14 protein-coding genes and 1 pseudogene are annotated in these 14,581 nt (G+C 63.7%); 5 read left to right on the top strand and 10 right to left on the bottom strand.

The window, feature by feature from the left end; all coding sequences use genetic code 11:
- Together ABUA09_RS16535 and ABUA09_RS16540 are read right to left on the bottom strand one after the other, a co-directional pair.
- Nucleotides 1-422, bottom strand: a pseudogene (locus ABUA09_RS16535) (tRNA uridine-5-carboxymethylaminomethyl(34) synthesis GTPase MnmE); the annotation flags it as partial.
- Nucleotides 423-696: 274 nt separating this feature from the next.
- On the bottom strand, nucleotides 697-2,100 hold the full coding sequence (locus tag ABUA09_RS16540) for an NAD(P)/FAD-dependent oxidoreductase (RefSeq protein WP_033117042.1): 1,404 nt from the start codon (nucleotides 2,098-2,100) through the stop codon (nucleotides 697-699).
- Nucleotides 2,101-2,270: 170 nt separating this feature from the next.
- On the opposite strand from ABUA09_RS16540, the gene ABUA09_RS16545 reads away from it, so the two are divergent.
- Nucleotides 2,271-2,774: a hypothetical protein gene (locus ABUA09_RS16545; RefSeq protein WP_227152162.1), complete on the top strand. Its 504-nt coding sequence runs from the start codon at nucleotides 2,271-2,273 to the stop codon at nucleotides 2,772-2,774.
- Between the two features lie 119 nt (nucleotides 2,775-2,893).
- Here the strand turns inward: ABUA09_RS16545 and ABUA09_RS16550 are convergent, their stop codons facing one another.
- Both ABUA09_RS16550 and spoIID read right to left on the bottom strand, forming a co-directional pair.
- Nucleotides 2,894-3,583 carry a phosphatase PAP2 family protein gene (locus tag ABUA09_RS16550; RefSeq protein ID WP_349949542.1) on the bottom strand — a complete coding sequence of 230 codons (690 nt, stop codon included), beginning with the start codon at nucleotides 3,581-3,583 and terminating at the stop codon, nucleotides 2,894-2,896.
- Nucleotides 3,584-3,720: 137 nt separating this feature from the next.
- Entirely contained in the window at nucleotides 3,721-4,737 is a 1,017-nt protein-coding gene (gene spoIID / locus ABUA09_RS16555; RefSeq protein WP_116721523.1) for a stage II sporulation protein D, read from the bottom strand.
- 106 nt (nucleotides 4,738-4,843) lie between these two features.
- On the opposite strand from spoIID, the gene ABUA09_RS16560 reads away from it, so the two are divergent.
- Nucleotides 4,844-6,229 (top strand): citrate/2-methylcitrate synthase, encoded by a 1,386-nt coding sequence (locus ABUA09_RS16560; protein ID WP_242976505.1) that lies wholly within the window; start codon nucleotides 4,844-4,846, stop codon nucleotides 6,227-6,229.
- Between the two features lie 110 nt (nucleotides 6,230-6,339).
- Here the strand turns inward: ABUA09_RS16560 and ABUA09_RS16565 are convergent, their stop codons facing one another.
- Entirely contained in the window at nucleotides 6,340-6,831 is a 492-nt protein-coding gene (locus ABUA09_RS16565; protein WP_033117045.1) for a pyridoxamine 5'-phosphate oxidase family protein, read from the bottom strand.
- Nucleotides 6,832-6,955: 124 nt separating this feature from the next.
- Complete coding sequence (locus ABUA09_RS16570; RefSeq protein WP_195607711.1) at nucleotides 6,956-7,144, bottom strand: hypothetical protein; 189 nt, start codon at nucleotides 7,142-7,144, stop codon at nucleotides 6,956-6,958.
- Nucleotides 7,145-7,288: 144 nt separating this feature from the next.
- Here ABUA09_RS16570 and ABUA09_RS16575 point away from each other — a divergent pair, with 144 nt between their 5' ends.
- From ABUA09_RS16575 to ABUA09_RS16585, 3 genes are all read left to right on the top strand, one after another.
- A complete protein-coding gene (locus tag ABUA09_RS16575) occupies nucleotides 7,289-8,332 on the top strand; it encodes a DmpA family aminopeptidase (protein ID WP_195973676.1) in 1,044 nt (347 codons plus the stop codon).
- Nucleotides 8,333-8,374: 42 nt separating this feature from the next.
- The gene (locus tag ABUA09_RS16580; protein WP_195607709.1) at nucleotides 8,375-9,691 is read left to right on the top strand and encodes a sodium-dependent transporter; all 1,317 of its coding nucleotides are present in this window, start codon (nucleotides 8,375-8,377) and stop codon (nucleotides 9,689-9,691) included.
- Nucleotides 9,692-10,081: 390 nt separating this feature from the next.
- A complete protein-coding gene (locus ABUA09_RS16585; RefSeq protein WP_156113828.1) occupies nucleotides 10,082-10,300 on the top strand; it encodes a hypothetical protein in 219 nt (72 codons plus the stop codon).
- Here the strand turns inward: ABUA09_RS16585 and ABUA09_RS16590 are convergent.
- From ABUA09_RS16590 to ABUA09_RS16605, 4 genes are all read right to left on the bottom strand, one after another.
- Entirely contained in the window at nucleotides 10,275-10,919 is a 645-nt protein-coding gene (locus ABUA09_RS16590) for a stage II sporulation protein R (protein WP_279204285.1), read from the bottom strand. The two genes, ABUA09_RS16585 and ABUA09_RS16590, sit on opposite strands and share 26 nt — an antisense overlap.
- A gap of 203 nt (nucleotides 10,920-11,122) precedes the next feature.
- Nucleotides 11,123-11,842, bottom strand: coding sequence for a GNAT family N-acetyltransferase (locus tag ABUA09_RS16595; RefSeq protein WP_279204284.1), 720 nt, complete (start codon nucleotides 11,840-11,842; stop codon nucleotides 11,123-11,125).
- The gene (locus ABUA09_RS16600; protein ID WP_033118445.1) at nucleotides 11,839-12,978 is read right to left on the bottom strand and encodes a sensor histidine kinase; all 1,140 of its coding nucleotides are present in this window, start codon (nucleotides 12,976-12,978) and stop codon (nucleotides 11,839-11,841) included. The genes ABUA09_RS16595 and ABUA09_RS16600 overlap by 4 nt, the downstream gene beginning before the upstream one ends.
- The coding region (locus ABUA09_RS16605) for an NYN domain-containing protein (protein WP_349949543.1) at nucleotides 12,978-14,581 on the bottom strand (1,604 nt) is incomplete at its 5' end. The genes ABUA09_RS16600 and ABUA09_RS16605, both read right to left, overlap by 1 nt.

The raw sequence follows: 14,581 nt of genomic DNA on the forward strand, positions 1-14,581 counted from the left end.
GTCTCGGCCTCCAGCAGGTCGGCCACCGCCTCGGCCTGGGGGAGGTCCAGCCTGCCGTTCAGGAAGGCCCTTTTGGTAAACTCCCCGGGCTGCGCCAGACGGGCCCCCGCGGCGCAAAGGGCCTCCAGTCCCAGGGAGAGCACCATGGGCGAGCCGTGGCACTGGAGCTCCGCCGTGTCTTCCCCGGTATAGCTGTGCGGCGCGCGGGAGACCGTAGCCAACACCTGATCCACCACCCGCCCCTCCCGGTCCAGAAGGGAGCCGTACACCAGAGTGCGGCTGGGCGCCTCAGCCAGCGGGCGGCCGCTCCGGGCGCGAAAGACCCGGTCCGCCGCCGCTGCCGCTCCCGGCCCCGACAGGCGGAGGATCCCGATGGCGGAGGGGCTCAGGGGGGTGCTGATCGCAGCGATCAAGTCGGACATTTCGCTCACCTCATCATTTTTGTGGAAAACGTCATCCCATTTCCCCTTGACAGCCTTCTTATGTCTCCTTACATGCATATTCCAGTTTTGCACGTTGACATAACCAGGTGTGGAAAACCCTGTGGATAATGTGGAAAACCCTTGGGAGAACCCATTTTCTTTACAAAGTGGTTACAATTATGGCCTGCATACTGTTCCGTATATTCGATGTACAAAAGAAATAGGAAGCGCGCCGCCCTCCGTGTCAGGCGGCGCGCCGTGTGGCCCAGGTCTCTTACACCTTCTCCGACAGCCGACGGGAAATCACCTGGGCCACTTTGACGCCGGAGGCGCCGGCCTGCGCCAGCCCCCGGGTGATGCCCGCGCCGTCGCCGATGGCAAACATGCCGGGAAGCCGGGTCTCCAATTCAGGGCTCAGGGTGAGCCGGGAGGAGTAGAACTTCACCTCCGCGCCGTAGAGAAGGGTGTCGTAGTTGGCGGTACCCGGGGCCAGCTTGTCCAGTTGGTAGATCATCTCTATGATGTCGTCCAACTGCCGCTTGGGCAGGGCAAGGGACAGGTCGCCGGGCACGGCGGCGGTGAGGGTGGGCCGGGTGAAGGACTTGCTCATCCGGTGGTCGTTGGTCCGCACGCCCTTCACCAGATCGCCGAAGCGCTGGACCAGCACGCCACCGGCCAGCATGTTGGACAGGGACGCGATGTGCTTGCCGTAGCGGTAGGGCTCGTTGAAGGGCTCGGTAAAGCGGTTGGACACCAGCAGGGCGAAATTGGTGTTCTCGCTCTGCAGGGCGGGGTCGGCATAGGAGTGGCCGTTCACCGTGTTGATGCCCTCCACGTTCTCGGCCACCACGTGGCCATAAGGGTTCATGCAGAAGGTGCGCACCTGGTCGCCGTACTGCTTGGTCCGGTAGACCAGCTTGGACTCGTACACCACGTCAGTGATGTGCTCAAAGACCCGGGCGGGCAGCTCCACCCGTACGCCGATGTCCACCTGGTTGTTGATGAGGGCGATGCCCAGGTCCTTGCATTGGTTGGCGAACCACTCGGCGCCGGAGCGCCCGGGGGCGGCGATGAGCCAGTCGCAGGAGAGCTCTCCACCTCCGCTGAGGGTCAGGCGGTAGCCTTGATCGGCGGTATGGATGGCCTGTACGGCGGTATGGAACCGGAACTCGATGCCCTGCTTCAGGTCCTCATAGATATTCTGGAGGATGACCAGATTCTTTTCGGTCCCCAGATGCTTGACCTTGGCCTGTAGGAGATGGAGGTCGAACTCCAGTGCCTTTTTCTCCAGGGCCCGGGCGGCGGGAGTGTCTGTGGAATAGAGCTCCTCGGTGGCCCCGTGGGCGACGTTGATGGAATCCACATAGCCGATGAGGTCCATGACCTCCTGTGCGGGCATGAAATCGGTGAGCCAGCCGCCGAAGGCCGTGGTGAAGTTGAACTTGCCGTCGGAGAAAGCCCCCGCCCCGCCGAAGCCGCACATGGTATCGCAGACCTTGCACTGGATACAGTCCTTCACCTTGCCGGCCACGATGGGGCAGCTGCGGCTGTAGATGTCGCGCCCCTGCTCCAGGACCACCACCTTCAGCTCCGGATTTCTGCGCATCAGCTCATAGCCCGCGTAGATACCGGCCTCTCCGCAGCCGATGATGGCAACGTCGTATCTCTCGTTCATCATTGTTCCTACTCCTTCTGTCCGGTGGGGACATACTCTATCTATTTTAGTATACCATGGTCTGTCAAGGCGAGGAACAGTGCTTTGGACATTTGACGGCAGCTTGCATTCGTCCGCTGCCGATGAAAAATTGTTGCAAATGCATCCATTTAAAATTGAGGGGAGGTTTAAATTTGGGCTTGTTCCAAATCTATAGAAGTCTGGGGATTGATGGAAGCCTTATCGGGTTTACCGATTCGGAAATCGCCGTCCCTCACTTTTGCTATCCCGTGAATGCAACCGCAATCGGCTTTGAGGGCTGCATTTTATACTGCTTTCTTCCTGAATGTGGAGAAATGGTGTTCGCCTCCAACCCCGAAAGCTGTGCCGAGACATATGTCTATCCGCTGGCCGAAACGTTTGAGGATTTTATGCGCCTGGTCATCACCTGCGGCTCTGCAAATCCAGTGGAACAAATCGTGTGGATGAGCAGGGCGCAGTTTGATCAGCATCTGCAAAACGAGCGCGCTCTTCGCACCGCGGAGCAGATCGCGCGCGTCGGGAAGCTCCGCGAGGAGCTGAAGCTGTCCCCCATGGACAACCCGTATGAATATGTGAAGGCATCGCAGACGCATTTTGATGGCAGTCAAATTCCATATAGCGATGCGTATTACGATATCTTGGGACAGGAGCGGTAGCTCCCTGTTTACGAAGCGGCTCGGAGCCGCCCTGTTTCTGGTGATACATAAAGACAGGGGCGCCGCGGAACTCACATTCCGCGGTGCCCCTCAGCCTGTTAAAAGAGTGCGCCCTGCGCTCAGGTCTCCATCACGGTCCTTCCTCCGGCCCGGGGCCGGACCACCAGGCGCAGCAGGCCCAGGCCGGGATTCCACCGGCGGACCAGCAGATCCAGCACCACGCTCAGGATGAGACCGCAGACCACGTCCACCGCCGAGTGTTGCTTGAGGAACATGGTGGACATGCAGATGAGGATAGTCAGCGTGAGGATCCCTCTCCGGACCGCCTTGTGTTCCCGCAGGGACCCGGCCCGGGCGGCGGCGATGCCGATGGTGGCCGAGACAAAGCCGTGGATGGAGGGACAGACGTTGATGGGCGGATCGGTTTTCCGGATGAGCGCCACCAGTTGGCACAGGATGTTGTCGCGGGGCAGAGGCCGGCGCAGGAGCTGGCCGTTGGGCAGCACCGTGTAGATGAGCAGACACAGGGTGAGCCCCGTGAGGATGGTGCGGCACAGATAGACATAGCTCTCCGGGTCCCGCCGGTGGAAATAGAGGAACATGAGGGGCACCAGGGGGAACCACAGCACATAGGGGATCACGAACCCCTCAAAAAACGGGATATAGGCGTCCAGCTCGGTGTAGACCCAGAACTTCGGGCGGGCATATTCCTGCAAGAGGGTAAAGTAGAGCAGATAGAAGAAAAAATAGGCCACGGGCACCGCCAGCATCCGGCGGCGGGTCTGCTCCTCGTTCCAGTTGAGCGCCACGCCGATCGCCTCCCTTCAGATGAAATCATCTTCTCATAAGCAAGGACGATTGTACTCTGTTTTTTGTTACAAATCCAGGGATAAAATCTGAAGAATTTTTAAAGTTTTTTCCGCAGGCGTAGGATGCTGCGCACAAATCAGCTCCCGCTCCAGGGCGCCACCGTGACGCCGGTATAGTAGTGGGTGAGGATGTCCAGGTAGCTCTTCCCCTCCTTGGCCAGAGCGTTTGCGCCGTACTGGCTCATCCCCACGCCGTGGCCGTAGCCTGTCACGGAAAAGACCACCTGGTCCCCCTCCGCCTCCACGGTAAAGCTGGCGGAGCGCAGGCCGAAGAGGGTGCGCAGGGCGGTGCCCTTCACCGTCACGCCCCCTACGGACATGGTCTCCACCCCGCCGGAGGAGGTGGGTACCGTCTCCCCAAACCACTCCGACGCCTCTCCGGAGAGATCGGCCTGGGGATACTGGGCCAGGAAAGTGGTCCTGAACTCCTCCGCCGGCACCTCCACGGTGGTGCGGTAATTGGGGACCTCCTCCCCCTCCGGGCTCTCCACGCTCTCCAGATAGGGCACGCTGCCGCCCCACACCTCCACTGAGCTCAGGGTCCGCCCCGCCGCGGAGGAGAAGAACACCGCGTCGATGGGCGCGCCGTCGTAGAGGATGGCCTGTCCGTCCGTGGAAGAGACGGCCTGGGCGATCTTCTCCGTATAGGTCTGGGCGCTGTCCCCCCAGTTGGCGGCGGCCTTGTCCGGGTCCAGGTAGGCCTGACAGCAGTTGATGTCGGCACAGACGTCGGCGTCCGGGTGGTTGGGGTTCACCCCGATGCTCCGCTTGTAGAGCGTATACGTCCTGGCCGTGACGGCCTGGGCCTTGAGGGCTTCCGGCTCGAAGGAGGCTGGCATCTCCGCCGCCACCACCCGCCAGAGGTAGTCCGCCATGGAGAGGGAGACCACCGCACCGTCGGACAGCTTTACCTTGATCGTGGTGGAGGCGTCACTGCCCGGGTCGGGGGAGGTCACGGTGCGGTCGATGGGCAGGGTGGCCGTGGGCGAGGGCAGGGGCTCCTCCGGCCCCGGGGCCTCCCCCCGCAGGAACAGGATCGGGCCGATAAACAGGGCCAGCAGAAGCACCAAGGCCGTAGCCACGACAGATCTCATTTTTCCATCCTCCCATCTTTTTCATTCCCGACCGTTGACGCGGCGTGTCCTTTGGCGTAAAATAGTGCAAACTGTTGCACACTACTGTGCGAAGGAGGCCACCGGCATGCAGACCGTCCCGATGCGCGGCGACGAGGCCGCGCAGACCCGTGACTTTATCCAGAGTCTATGCGGGGAATTCCAGAAGCATAACTATATCGATCCCTCCTATTACGAGCATATCGACGTTAAGCGGGGCCTCCGCAACGCCGACGGCACGGGCGTTATGGCCGGCATCACCCAGATCGGCAACGTCCAGGGCTACTACATCCAGGACGGCGAGCGAGTCCCCATGGAGGGCCGGCTCATCTACAGGGGCATCAGTATCGAGGACCTGATCCACGGCTTTATGTCCGAGGGGCGGTTCGGCTTTGAGGAGACGGCCTATCTGCTCCTCTTCGGGGCTCTGCCCACCCGAAAAGAGCTGGCGGATTTCAACCATGTGCTCTCCGAGCTGCGCCCCCTGCCGCCCAACTTCACCGAGGATATGATCCTCCGGGTGCCGGGCCGGGACATCATGAACCGCCTGGGCCGATGCATCCTGGCCCTCTACTGCTATGACGAGGACCCGGAGGGCAGGTCCCTGGAGAATGAGCTGCGCCAGGCCCTGCAGCTGGTGGCCCGGTGCCCCATGATCATCGCCCACTCCTACGCGGCCAAGCGCCACTACTTTGACAACGACTCCCTGTATCTCCACCGCCCCCAGGAGGGGCTCTCCTTCGCGGAGAACTTCCTCTACGCCATGCGCCACGACAACCGCTTCACCGAGCGGGAGGCCAAGCTCCTGGATCTGTGCATGGTGGTCCACGCCGAGCACGGCGGCGGCAACAACTCCGCCTTTGCCTGCCGGGTCCTCTCCTCCTCCGGCACGGATATCTACGCTGCCGTCTCGGCGGCGGTGGGGTCCCTGAAGGGCCCCCGCCACGGCGGCGCCAACAAGAAGGTCATGGAGATGTTCCGCTATATCCAGGAGGGCGTCCGGGACTGGAAGGACGACGGTCAGGTGCGGGATTTCCTCCTGAAGCTCCAGCGGAAGGAGGCCGGGGACCGTTCCGGCCTCATTTACGGCATGGGGCACGCCATCTACACCCTTTCCGACCCCCGGGCCAAGCTCCTCAAGCAGTTTGCCAAGACCCTGGCCGATGAGAAGGGGATGCTGGAGGAGTTCGAGTTGGTGGAGGCGGTGGAGCGCCTGGCCCCCGAGGTCATCAACGGCTCCAGGGGCGTCCCCAAGCCGCTCTGCGCCAATCTGGACCTCTATTCGGGCTTGGTCTACCGGATGCTGGACATCCCCGAGGAGCTCTACACCCCCCTCTTCGCCATGGCCCGCATGGTGGGCTGGTGCGCCCACCGGGTGGAGGAGGTCTACAACCCCGGCAACAAGATCATCCGTCCCGCCTATAAGGCGGTGGCCCCCCTTCAGAAGTTCATCCCCCTGGACGAGCGGGGCTGAATACGACAAAAAGCCCGCATACCATTGTACAATGGTATGCGGGCTTTTTGTCAAAAGATCTCCTGTTCCATCGAACGCAACGGGATTTGTGCAGGACGGCAGGGCTTCCCTTACCGCTCCTTTTCCGCGGCAAGCTCCATGGCCTCCTTGCCGGACAGATGCTCCACGGCCAGCTCCACCATGCACACCTGCTGAAAGAGCTTGTCGATCTCCGCCCTGCGGCCCTCTTCCTGCCGGGGGGAGTACCGTTCCGCCAGCTTTTCCAGGGCGGCGCGCTTCTCTCCCTCGTCCTTCAGGACCCTGGCCCTTCCGAACGCGATGACACTCCGGTAGTAGGTGGTGTACTCCTCCGGCACCACATGGTCCTGGTCGATCACGCAGAAGGACGCCTTTTCATTTCCCGCGATGGCGTCCAGCTTGTGCCCGGAGGGGGCGCAGTGGAAAAACAGCCTGCCGTCGTCATAGACGTAGCTCAGGGGCACGGCATAGGGGTATCCGTCGTCACCGGACACCGCCAGCACCCCGGAGGTCCCCTTCCGGAGGACCTCCACACAGCTCTCCGGGGACAGAGCCTGTTTCCTGCGGCGCATTTCTCTGAACATATTGATTCCTCATTTCCACCCGTGGTTTCCGTGCCCTCCGCCAGCGGGGAGGGCACGCCCTGCCTTTTCATTGTTTTTCTGCTCTCTGCGTCGGAAAAGGGCGCACTTTCCTCTCTCTTTTGGTTTATTCAATTACTTTTGGCAGGGGAAATTCCAGTACATGGCTCGCTCTCTCCGCCCAGTCCAAGAGGATATTTACTCCAGTCCGGACTTCTTCCAGGCCCTCTTCCATGGTGTCCAGCCGCTGGTTTATGGGCTTTAGCTCTTCCTGCATCATTTGGCGCATTGCCTGGAGCAATTCTTGGTCTGTCATCCTTGAATTGCCTCCCCATGATGTTCTCATTGAGTGATTTCAGTATAACATGGCTGTCAAGCAAGCGGAGCGGGAGCTCTCCATTGCCAAATCCCGGATTTTCTGGTACAATGGCTCTCACCGACACAGGACGGAGGCGTTTTCATGTTCCAGATGCGCGCACAGGACTTCGGCATCCGGGTGGGTTCTCTGCCCAGGGGCCCCCGGAACAAGATCACCGACGTGCCCGGCGTACTGGTGGGTCACGCCACGGTGGACACCCCCACGCACAAGACCGGGGTCACCGTGATCCTGCCCGGCCCCCAGAACCCCTTTACCCATAAGCTCCCCGCCGGCGTCTGCCCCTTCAACGGCTTCGGCAAGACGGCGGGGCTCCTGCAGCTCCAGGAGCTGGGCACCCTGGAAACCCCCATCGCCCTCACCAACACCCTCAATGTGGGCCTGGTCCACGACGCCATGGTGGAGTACATGCTCTCCCGCTGTGAGGCCGAGGGGGTGGCGCTCCGGTCCGTGAACCCCCTGGTGTGCGAGTGCAACGACTCCACCCTCAACCACATTGCGGAGCGGGCGGTGGGCCGGGAACATGTCTTTTCCGCCCTGGCCTCCGCCTGCCAGGACTTTGCCGAGGGCGACGTGGGCGGCGGCAAGGGCATGATCTGCCACGGTCTCAAGGGCGGCATCGGCTCGGCCTCCCGGGTCCTGGCGTTCGACGGGAGAACCTATACCATTGGTATTTTAGTGCAGTCGAATCACGGCGTGTTGTCAGATCTGACCGTCTCCGGCGTCAACATCGGCGCCGGGCTGGCCCGGACGCTGGAGACCCGGGCGGCGGATCAGGGCTCCATCATCGCCGTGCTGGCCACCGACCTGCCTCTGGACGCCCGGCAGCTTGCCCGGGTGGCCCGCCGGGTCTCGGTGGGCCTGGCCCGGCTGGGGTCCCACATCGGTCACGGCAGCGGCGAGGTCTTTGTAGCCTTCTCCACCGCCAATCCCTTCGATTTCCGCGCGGAAAACGCCGTGCGCATGACGACGGCCTTCCACGAGGAGCTGCTGGACCTCCCCTTCCGGGCGGCGGCGGAGTGTGCGGAGGAGGCGGTGCTCAACTCCATGCTCACCGCCCACACCGTCACGGGCTGGCAGGGGAATACGGTTTACGCACTGCCCGAGCTCTGGCGCCCGGGCGGCTGACCGGGCAGAACACAAAATTACATCAGATATCTGGAGGTCGCTATGCAGCACAAGCACGGAGGCACCTTTACCAGCTCCATGGGAGCGATCCTGGCGGCGGTGGGCTCCGCCGTGGGAATGGGCAACATCTGGCTCTTCCCCTACCGGGTGGGCCAATACGGCGGCGGGGCGTTTCTGATCCCCTACTTCCTCTTCGTGGCGCTCTTCTCCTATGTGGGCCTCTCCGGGGAGTTCGCCTTTGGGCGGCTCACCGGCACCGGGACCCGGGGCTCCTTCGACTACGCGCTCAAAACCCGCGGCCTCAGGGGCGGCGCCGCGCTGGGGGTCCTTCCCCTCCTGGGCGTGCTGGGCATCGCCATCGGCTACTCGGTGGTGGTGGGCTGGGTCCTCAACTACGCCGTGGGCTCCCTCACCGGGGCGGTCCTGGCTGGGGACCCGGACGGCTATTTTTCCGCCCTGGCGGTGTCCTTCGGCTCGGTGCCCTGGCACCTTCTGGTCATCGCCGCCACCGTGCTCATCCTCATCCTGGGAGTGGCCGGCGGCATTGAAAAAATCAGCAAATTCATGATGCCCGTCTTCTATGTCCTCTTTCTCATCATCGCCGTGCGGGTGGCCTTCCTGCCCGGCGCGGTGGAGGGCTACCGCTACCTGCTGGAGCCGGACTGGTCCTATCTGCTGCGCTTCGACACCTGGGTCATGGCCATGGGGCAGGCCTTTTTCAGCCTGTCCATCAACGGCGCGGGCATGCTCATCTACGGCAGCTATATGAAGAAGTCGGAGGACATCATCCACCAGTCCGTCATGACCGCCATGCTGGACACCGCCGCCGCCCTCCTGGCCGGCTTCGCCATCCTCCCGGCCGTCTTTGCCTTCGGCATCGCCCCGGAGAGCGGCCCTCCCCTCATGTTCATCACCCTGCCCCGCGTCTTTCAGCAGATGCCCGGCGGGCGCTTTTTCTCCATTTTGTTCTTCGTCTCGGTCCTCTTCGCCGGCATCACCTCCCTTATCAACATGCTGGAGGCGGTCAGCGAATCCCTGGGCCGGGGCGCCCGGCTCTCCCGTACCCTCTCGGTCCTCATCGTGGGGGGCGTCACCTCTGCCGTGGGCGTCTTTCTGGAGGCCCTCCCCTCCATGGGGGCCTGGATGGACGCCGTCACCATCTACATCGCCCCCTTCGGGGCCGTGCTGGCGGCGGTGATCCTCTATTGGGTGCTGGGCCTCCCGGCGGTCAAAGCTGAGCTGGCCCTGGGGCGGAAGCGTCCGCTGGGGCGGGGCTTCGACTTTTTGTCCAAATACGTCTATGTAATCCTCACCGCCGTGGTACTGGTCTGCGGCATCCTCTACGGCGGGATCGGATGATAAAGCTGAAAAGCGGCGGTCCACCGCTTCAGCGTGTCGAAAAAGTTCGACACGCTTCTCAAAAATGCAAGCATTTTTTCGAGGAGATGCAGGCCGCTGCGCGCACTCGCTAGCGCTCGCACACTTGCGGCCTGAAATGAGTGTTTTTCGACGTACACGCCGCCGAAAAACACGCTTTGATGCTCTTCCGTCGTCTGCGGACGACGGAACTCTGCGAGGCTCTTGCAGCAAAAATCGCAGCATTACACTTTATTGACAGACTGATATATTAATAGATTAATCTGTTTCAGGTTAAAATAATGAGTTTCGCCTCACTTAGGAGTATAAATAACCTGAACCGGACTGCCGTCAAGTCAATCTGGTTTAAATCAAAAAATTGAGGTGATCCACATGCTCTGTCAAGACTGCCTGCCCACGGTGGAATGTATGACCTGCCGATATTACTGTCCCCATTACATCAAGCGGGGCGGGCGCTATGTCCCCCTGGCATACGGCCACTGCACCCGCCCCGCAGAGCGCGGGCAGGCCCCGAATCTCTTTCGCTGCCGCCACTGGGTCTGGAATCCGGACCTGAAGACGCCGTCTAGCGGCCCTCCGCCCAGCCCTTGAAGTCCTCCCACAGCTCGATGGCCTTGAATTTGACCACATAGCCCTCGTCCTCTCCGGTCATCAGGGCCACGTCGCTCTCGCTCAGGTCCCCCAGGGCGGCGGCCTCCTCGGTGGTCTCGGTGACGGAGCCCAGGCACAGCGGTGGAAAGACCACGCACCACCAGTTCCCTCCCCCGCCCTCGCCGATGACCACCCGCAGGGCGGTATAACTCCCCTGGGGGAGGGCGAAATCAGTGTACTGCTTGGTGGGGAACCAGACGTTTTCCTCCAGGGAGGCGGAGACGGCGTATTCGTACCCCTCCTCCCGCACCACCTCCGCCCCGGCCTCCGCCAGGGCGGGCAGGGCGAGGGTGAGGGTCTCCCGGGCCTGCGCCACCGTCTCCCCCGGCGCGAAGAGGTCGGCGGCCTCCGCTAGGATGCGGTCCCGCACCCGCAGCTTCAGGGCCTGGTCGGCCTCTGAGTCGGAGTTTGCCAGGACATGGAGGCGGATGACCTTGTCCGCCAGGGCGGCCTGCTCCCGGTCCAGCCACACCCCCCAGAGCATGGCCACCGCCACCCCCACCAAGAGCGCCGCCTCCCAGCGGCGCAGCCGGTTGTTCTCCCGCAATGTTCCCGTCATATCTGAGCACCATCCTCTTATGTAGTGCTCTTAGTTTTCCCACTCCCGCCATCCCTTAATCCCTTTTTCTCATTTTAGCGTCCTCGCCCAAAGAGGGCCGGCAATGCATGCTTTGCCGAACAACACCGTAAAAAACAGGCCTCTTTCCCCCTGCGGGGCAAAACCGCTGCGGCGGGTACCCAGAAAGGGTACCCGCCGCTTTTTTATTCCCGCATGAGCCAGAACATCCGGGTCCCGGACAGGGTCAGGCCGGCCTTTTGCTGGAGGGCCAGAGAGGGAGCGTTGTCCTCGATCACCTGGGCGAAGGGGAGGGCGCCCCGCTCCAGCGCCCGGTTTACCGCCGCCCGCAGGAGGAGCTCGCCCAGGCCCCGGCGCCGCCAGGCGGGCAGCACCTCCAGCATGCCGATGCTCCCCTCCTCATGAAAGCCCACGAAACCCGCGGGCTGGTTGCTGCCGGTGGGGAACGCCCCCAGGACCCCGCGCCTCACGGCCTCCTCCATATAGGGCAGGCCCCCAAAGGCGTGGCTGTAGTGCCGGAGAATCCAGGGGGCCCAGGTCCGGTCCAGGGGACGCAGCGCCCCGTCAAAGGCGGGCAGGGGCAGCGGCTCCGTCCCCAGATAGGCGGCGGAGTAGCAGATCTGGCTCAGTGGGAAGCCCCACCGGGCCTTTGCCTGCTCAAAATACGCCAGCTCATGGCCCACGAAAAGGTCGCAGTCCGCCGAGACCATTCCCAGCAGCCGCCCTGCCACCGCCGGGGAGGCTGCGGACATCATGTACGCCCCGCATCCCCGCTCGTAGAGGAGGACGCCCCCCTCCCCGGCCTCCAGCAGCTCGGCGCTCCCCCGCCGCAGCGCCTCCAGCAGATTGGCGTACAGCACCGGGTCCCGGCGCAGATAGGCCTGTGCGGCCTCCTGTTTTGTCATGGCGTCTCCTCCTCCGCGCGGGGCAGGCGGATCACAAAGCTGGTGCGCCTGCCGTCGCTCTCCGCCCGAATGGAGCCGCCGTGGCGCTCCACGATCTCCCGGGCGATGGCCAGACCCAGCCCGGCGCCGCCGGTGCGGGTGGAGCGGGCCTGATCCAGGCGGTAAAATTTCTGAAAGATATTGGTCAGCTCCTTTTCCGGGATCTCCAGGCCCTCGTTGCGCACGGCGATCTCCACGCTCTCTCCGTCGACCCTGGCCTCCAGGTCCACCTGGCCGCCGGACACACTGTAGCTCACGGCGTTGCGCAGGACGTTGTCGAACACCCGGGCCAGCTTGTCCGGGTCCCCCCGGACCACCAGCCGGGAGGCGATGTCCGTGCGGCAGGTGAGGTCCTTCCCCGCGAAGGCGGGGTAAAACTCGTCCACCAGCTGCTCCAGCAGGATGGAGAGCTGAATGGGCTCTCCGTTCCCGCCCAGAGTGCGGAAGTCCATCCGGGTGATGTCGAAAAATTCGCTGATGAGCTCCTCCAGCCGCTTGGCCTTGTCCAGGGCGATGCCCGTATATTTGGCCCGCTGCTCCGCCGTGAGTCCCGGCTCGTCGTGGAGCAGGTTGAGGTAGCCCAGCACAGAGGTGAGCGGGGTCTTGAGGTCGTGGGCCAGGAAGGCCACCAGGTCCTGCCGCCGCTGCTCCGCTTCCCTGGCCTCGGTCTCCCGCCCTCCCAGGGTCCGCTGGATGGACCGCAGGTCCTCCTCCACGGGCCGGAGCTCCTTGGGCAGGCGCACCGTCTCTCCGGTCTCGTTCACCACCTGGCGCACCGCCGCGCCGATCTGGTCCAGCCAGCGGATGAACCGCCCCATCGCCACGTAAAAAGCCCCCAGCATCAGAAGGATGGTCCCCACCAGCAGCCAGGTGCCCTTGTGATTGCGGAAGACGTGCTGGTAGATCTCCAGCGCCCCCGCCTCGTCACAGCCGAACAGGTTCTGGCACACCCACAGCACGCTCCGGGCAAAGGGGTCCTGGAGCAGGCCGTCCACCACCATCTCCCAGAGGAAGAGGGCCGCGGCCAGCGCGCCCAGGGTGCCCGCCACCACCAGCAGGAGCATCTTCAGCTTGAGGCGGGTATACCGCTTGTCCATCATGACCCCTCCTCTCTCTCCCGCCGCCGGGCCTCTCCGGCCCGGTCCAGGGCGGCCTTCACCGGCTGGGACCGCACCCGGCGGTTGTTCCGCTCCAGAATGTCCCGAATCTCTCCGCCGGTCCGCTCCAGCTCCGCCCGGAAGGCGGAGGCGGAGAGGCGCAGGGCCCCGTGGCCCAGAATGATGAGCTGTTCCGCGCCATCGGAGGTGGCCACCCGGACCCGGTGCTTTTTCCCGATCTCATAGGTGGCCTTCTCGATATAGGCGTCCGCCGTCTCGGCCTCCCTGGTATAGACCACATAGATATTGTGGTAGCGGACCACCTCGCCCGTGTTCCTGGGGACCTTGTAGGCGTCGAAGACCAGAATGACCTCGCACTTGCGGAACCCCTGGTAGTTGCTCAAAAGGTCCATGAGCAGCTGCCGCGCGGCGTCCAGGCTGTCCCGCGCTACCGCCTTCAGGTCCTCCCAGGCGAAAATGATGTTGTAGCCGTCCACCAGCAGGTATTCCGGCCCCAGGTCCGGGGGGCGGATGCTCCGCTTCTCCCCGGCTTCCTCCGTCTCCCGGCGGGGCGGCCGGGCCTGGGGCTGGAAGTCCCGCCGCTTCACCGGCCCGTAGGTCCGCTCGAAGATGGCCTGGAGCTCCTTGTCCTGTTCCAGGGAGTGGGCATAGCCGGCGGGGGCCCGCCGGGCGGCCGGAGGGGCTTCCACTTCCTCCGCCTTTTCCAGGCAGAGACCGCTGTCCACGTGCATGTATTTCCGAACCTGGTCCCATTTCACGGTGAAGCCCGCCCCATGGGCGCAGAACACCGAGTCCGCCGGATTCTCCGTGTCCCGGAGGCTGTCGTAGCCCAGGGCGGCCACCACCTCCGCCTGGTTATGACAGGGTGCGTAGCCCCTCAGGGTGCAGAAGAGCCTGCCCCGGCCCCGGGTATAGGCGGCCACCTCCCGGGCATAGTCCCGCAGGCAGGCCACCGGCGCCACGCCGGTGAGCACCGTCTCCTCCCCCTCCGTCTCCGGCGGGGAGACCTCCCCCGTCATGCGCTGGAGGTCGGAGAGGGCCCGTCCCACATGCTCGGCGGGGAGCTCCAGGCGGAACTCGTCCCAGGGCTCCAGAAGGATGCTCTCGGCCTGCATCAGACCCTGGCGCACCGCCCGATAGGTGGCCTGGCGGAAGTCGCCCCCCTCGGTGTGCTTCACATGGACCCGCCCGGCCACCAGCGTGATGCGCAGATCCGTGTCGGGGGACCCGGTGAGCACGCCGGGGTGGCTGCGCTCGGCCAGGTGGGTGAGGATGAGCCGCTGCCAGTTCCGGTCCAGCATGTCCTCTCCGCAGGAGGAGAAGAACTGCAGGCCGCTGCCCCGCGGGCCGGGCTCCAGCAGCAGGTGGACCTCCGCATAGTGCCGCAGGGGCTCAAAGTGGCCCACCCCCTCCCCCGGCGCGGCGATGGTCTCCCGGTAGACGATGCTCCCTGCGCTGAAGCCGACCTCCAGGCCGAACCGCTGCGCGATGAGCACCCGCAGGACCTCCAGCTGGACCTCCCCCATGAGCTGGATGTGGATCTCCCGCAGCGGTTCATTCCAGACGATATGGAGCTGGGGGT

Source organism: Intestinimonas sp. RTP31139st1_F5_RTP31139_211217, from assembly GCF_040226735.1.
Classification (GTDB): domain Bacteria; phylum Bacillota; class Clostridia; order Oscillospirales; family Oscillospiraceae; genus Intestinimonas; species Intestinimonas butyriciproducens.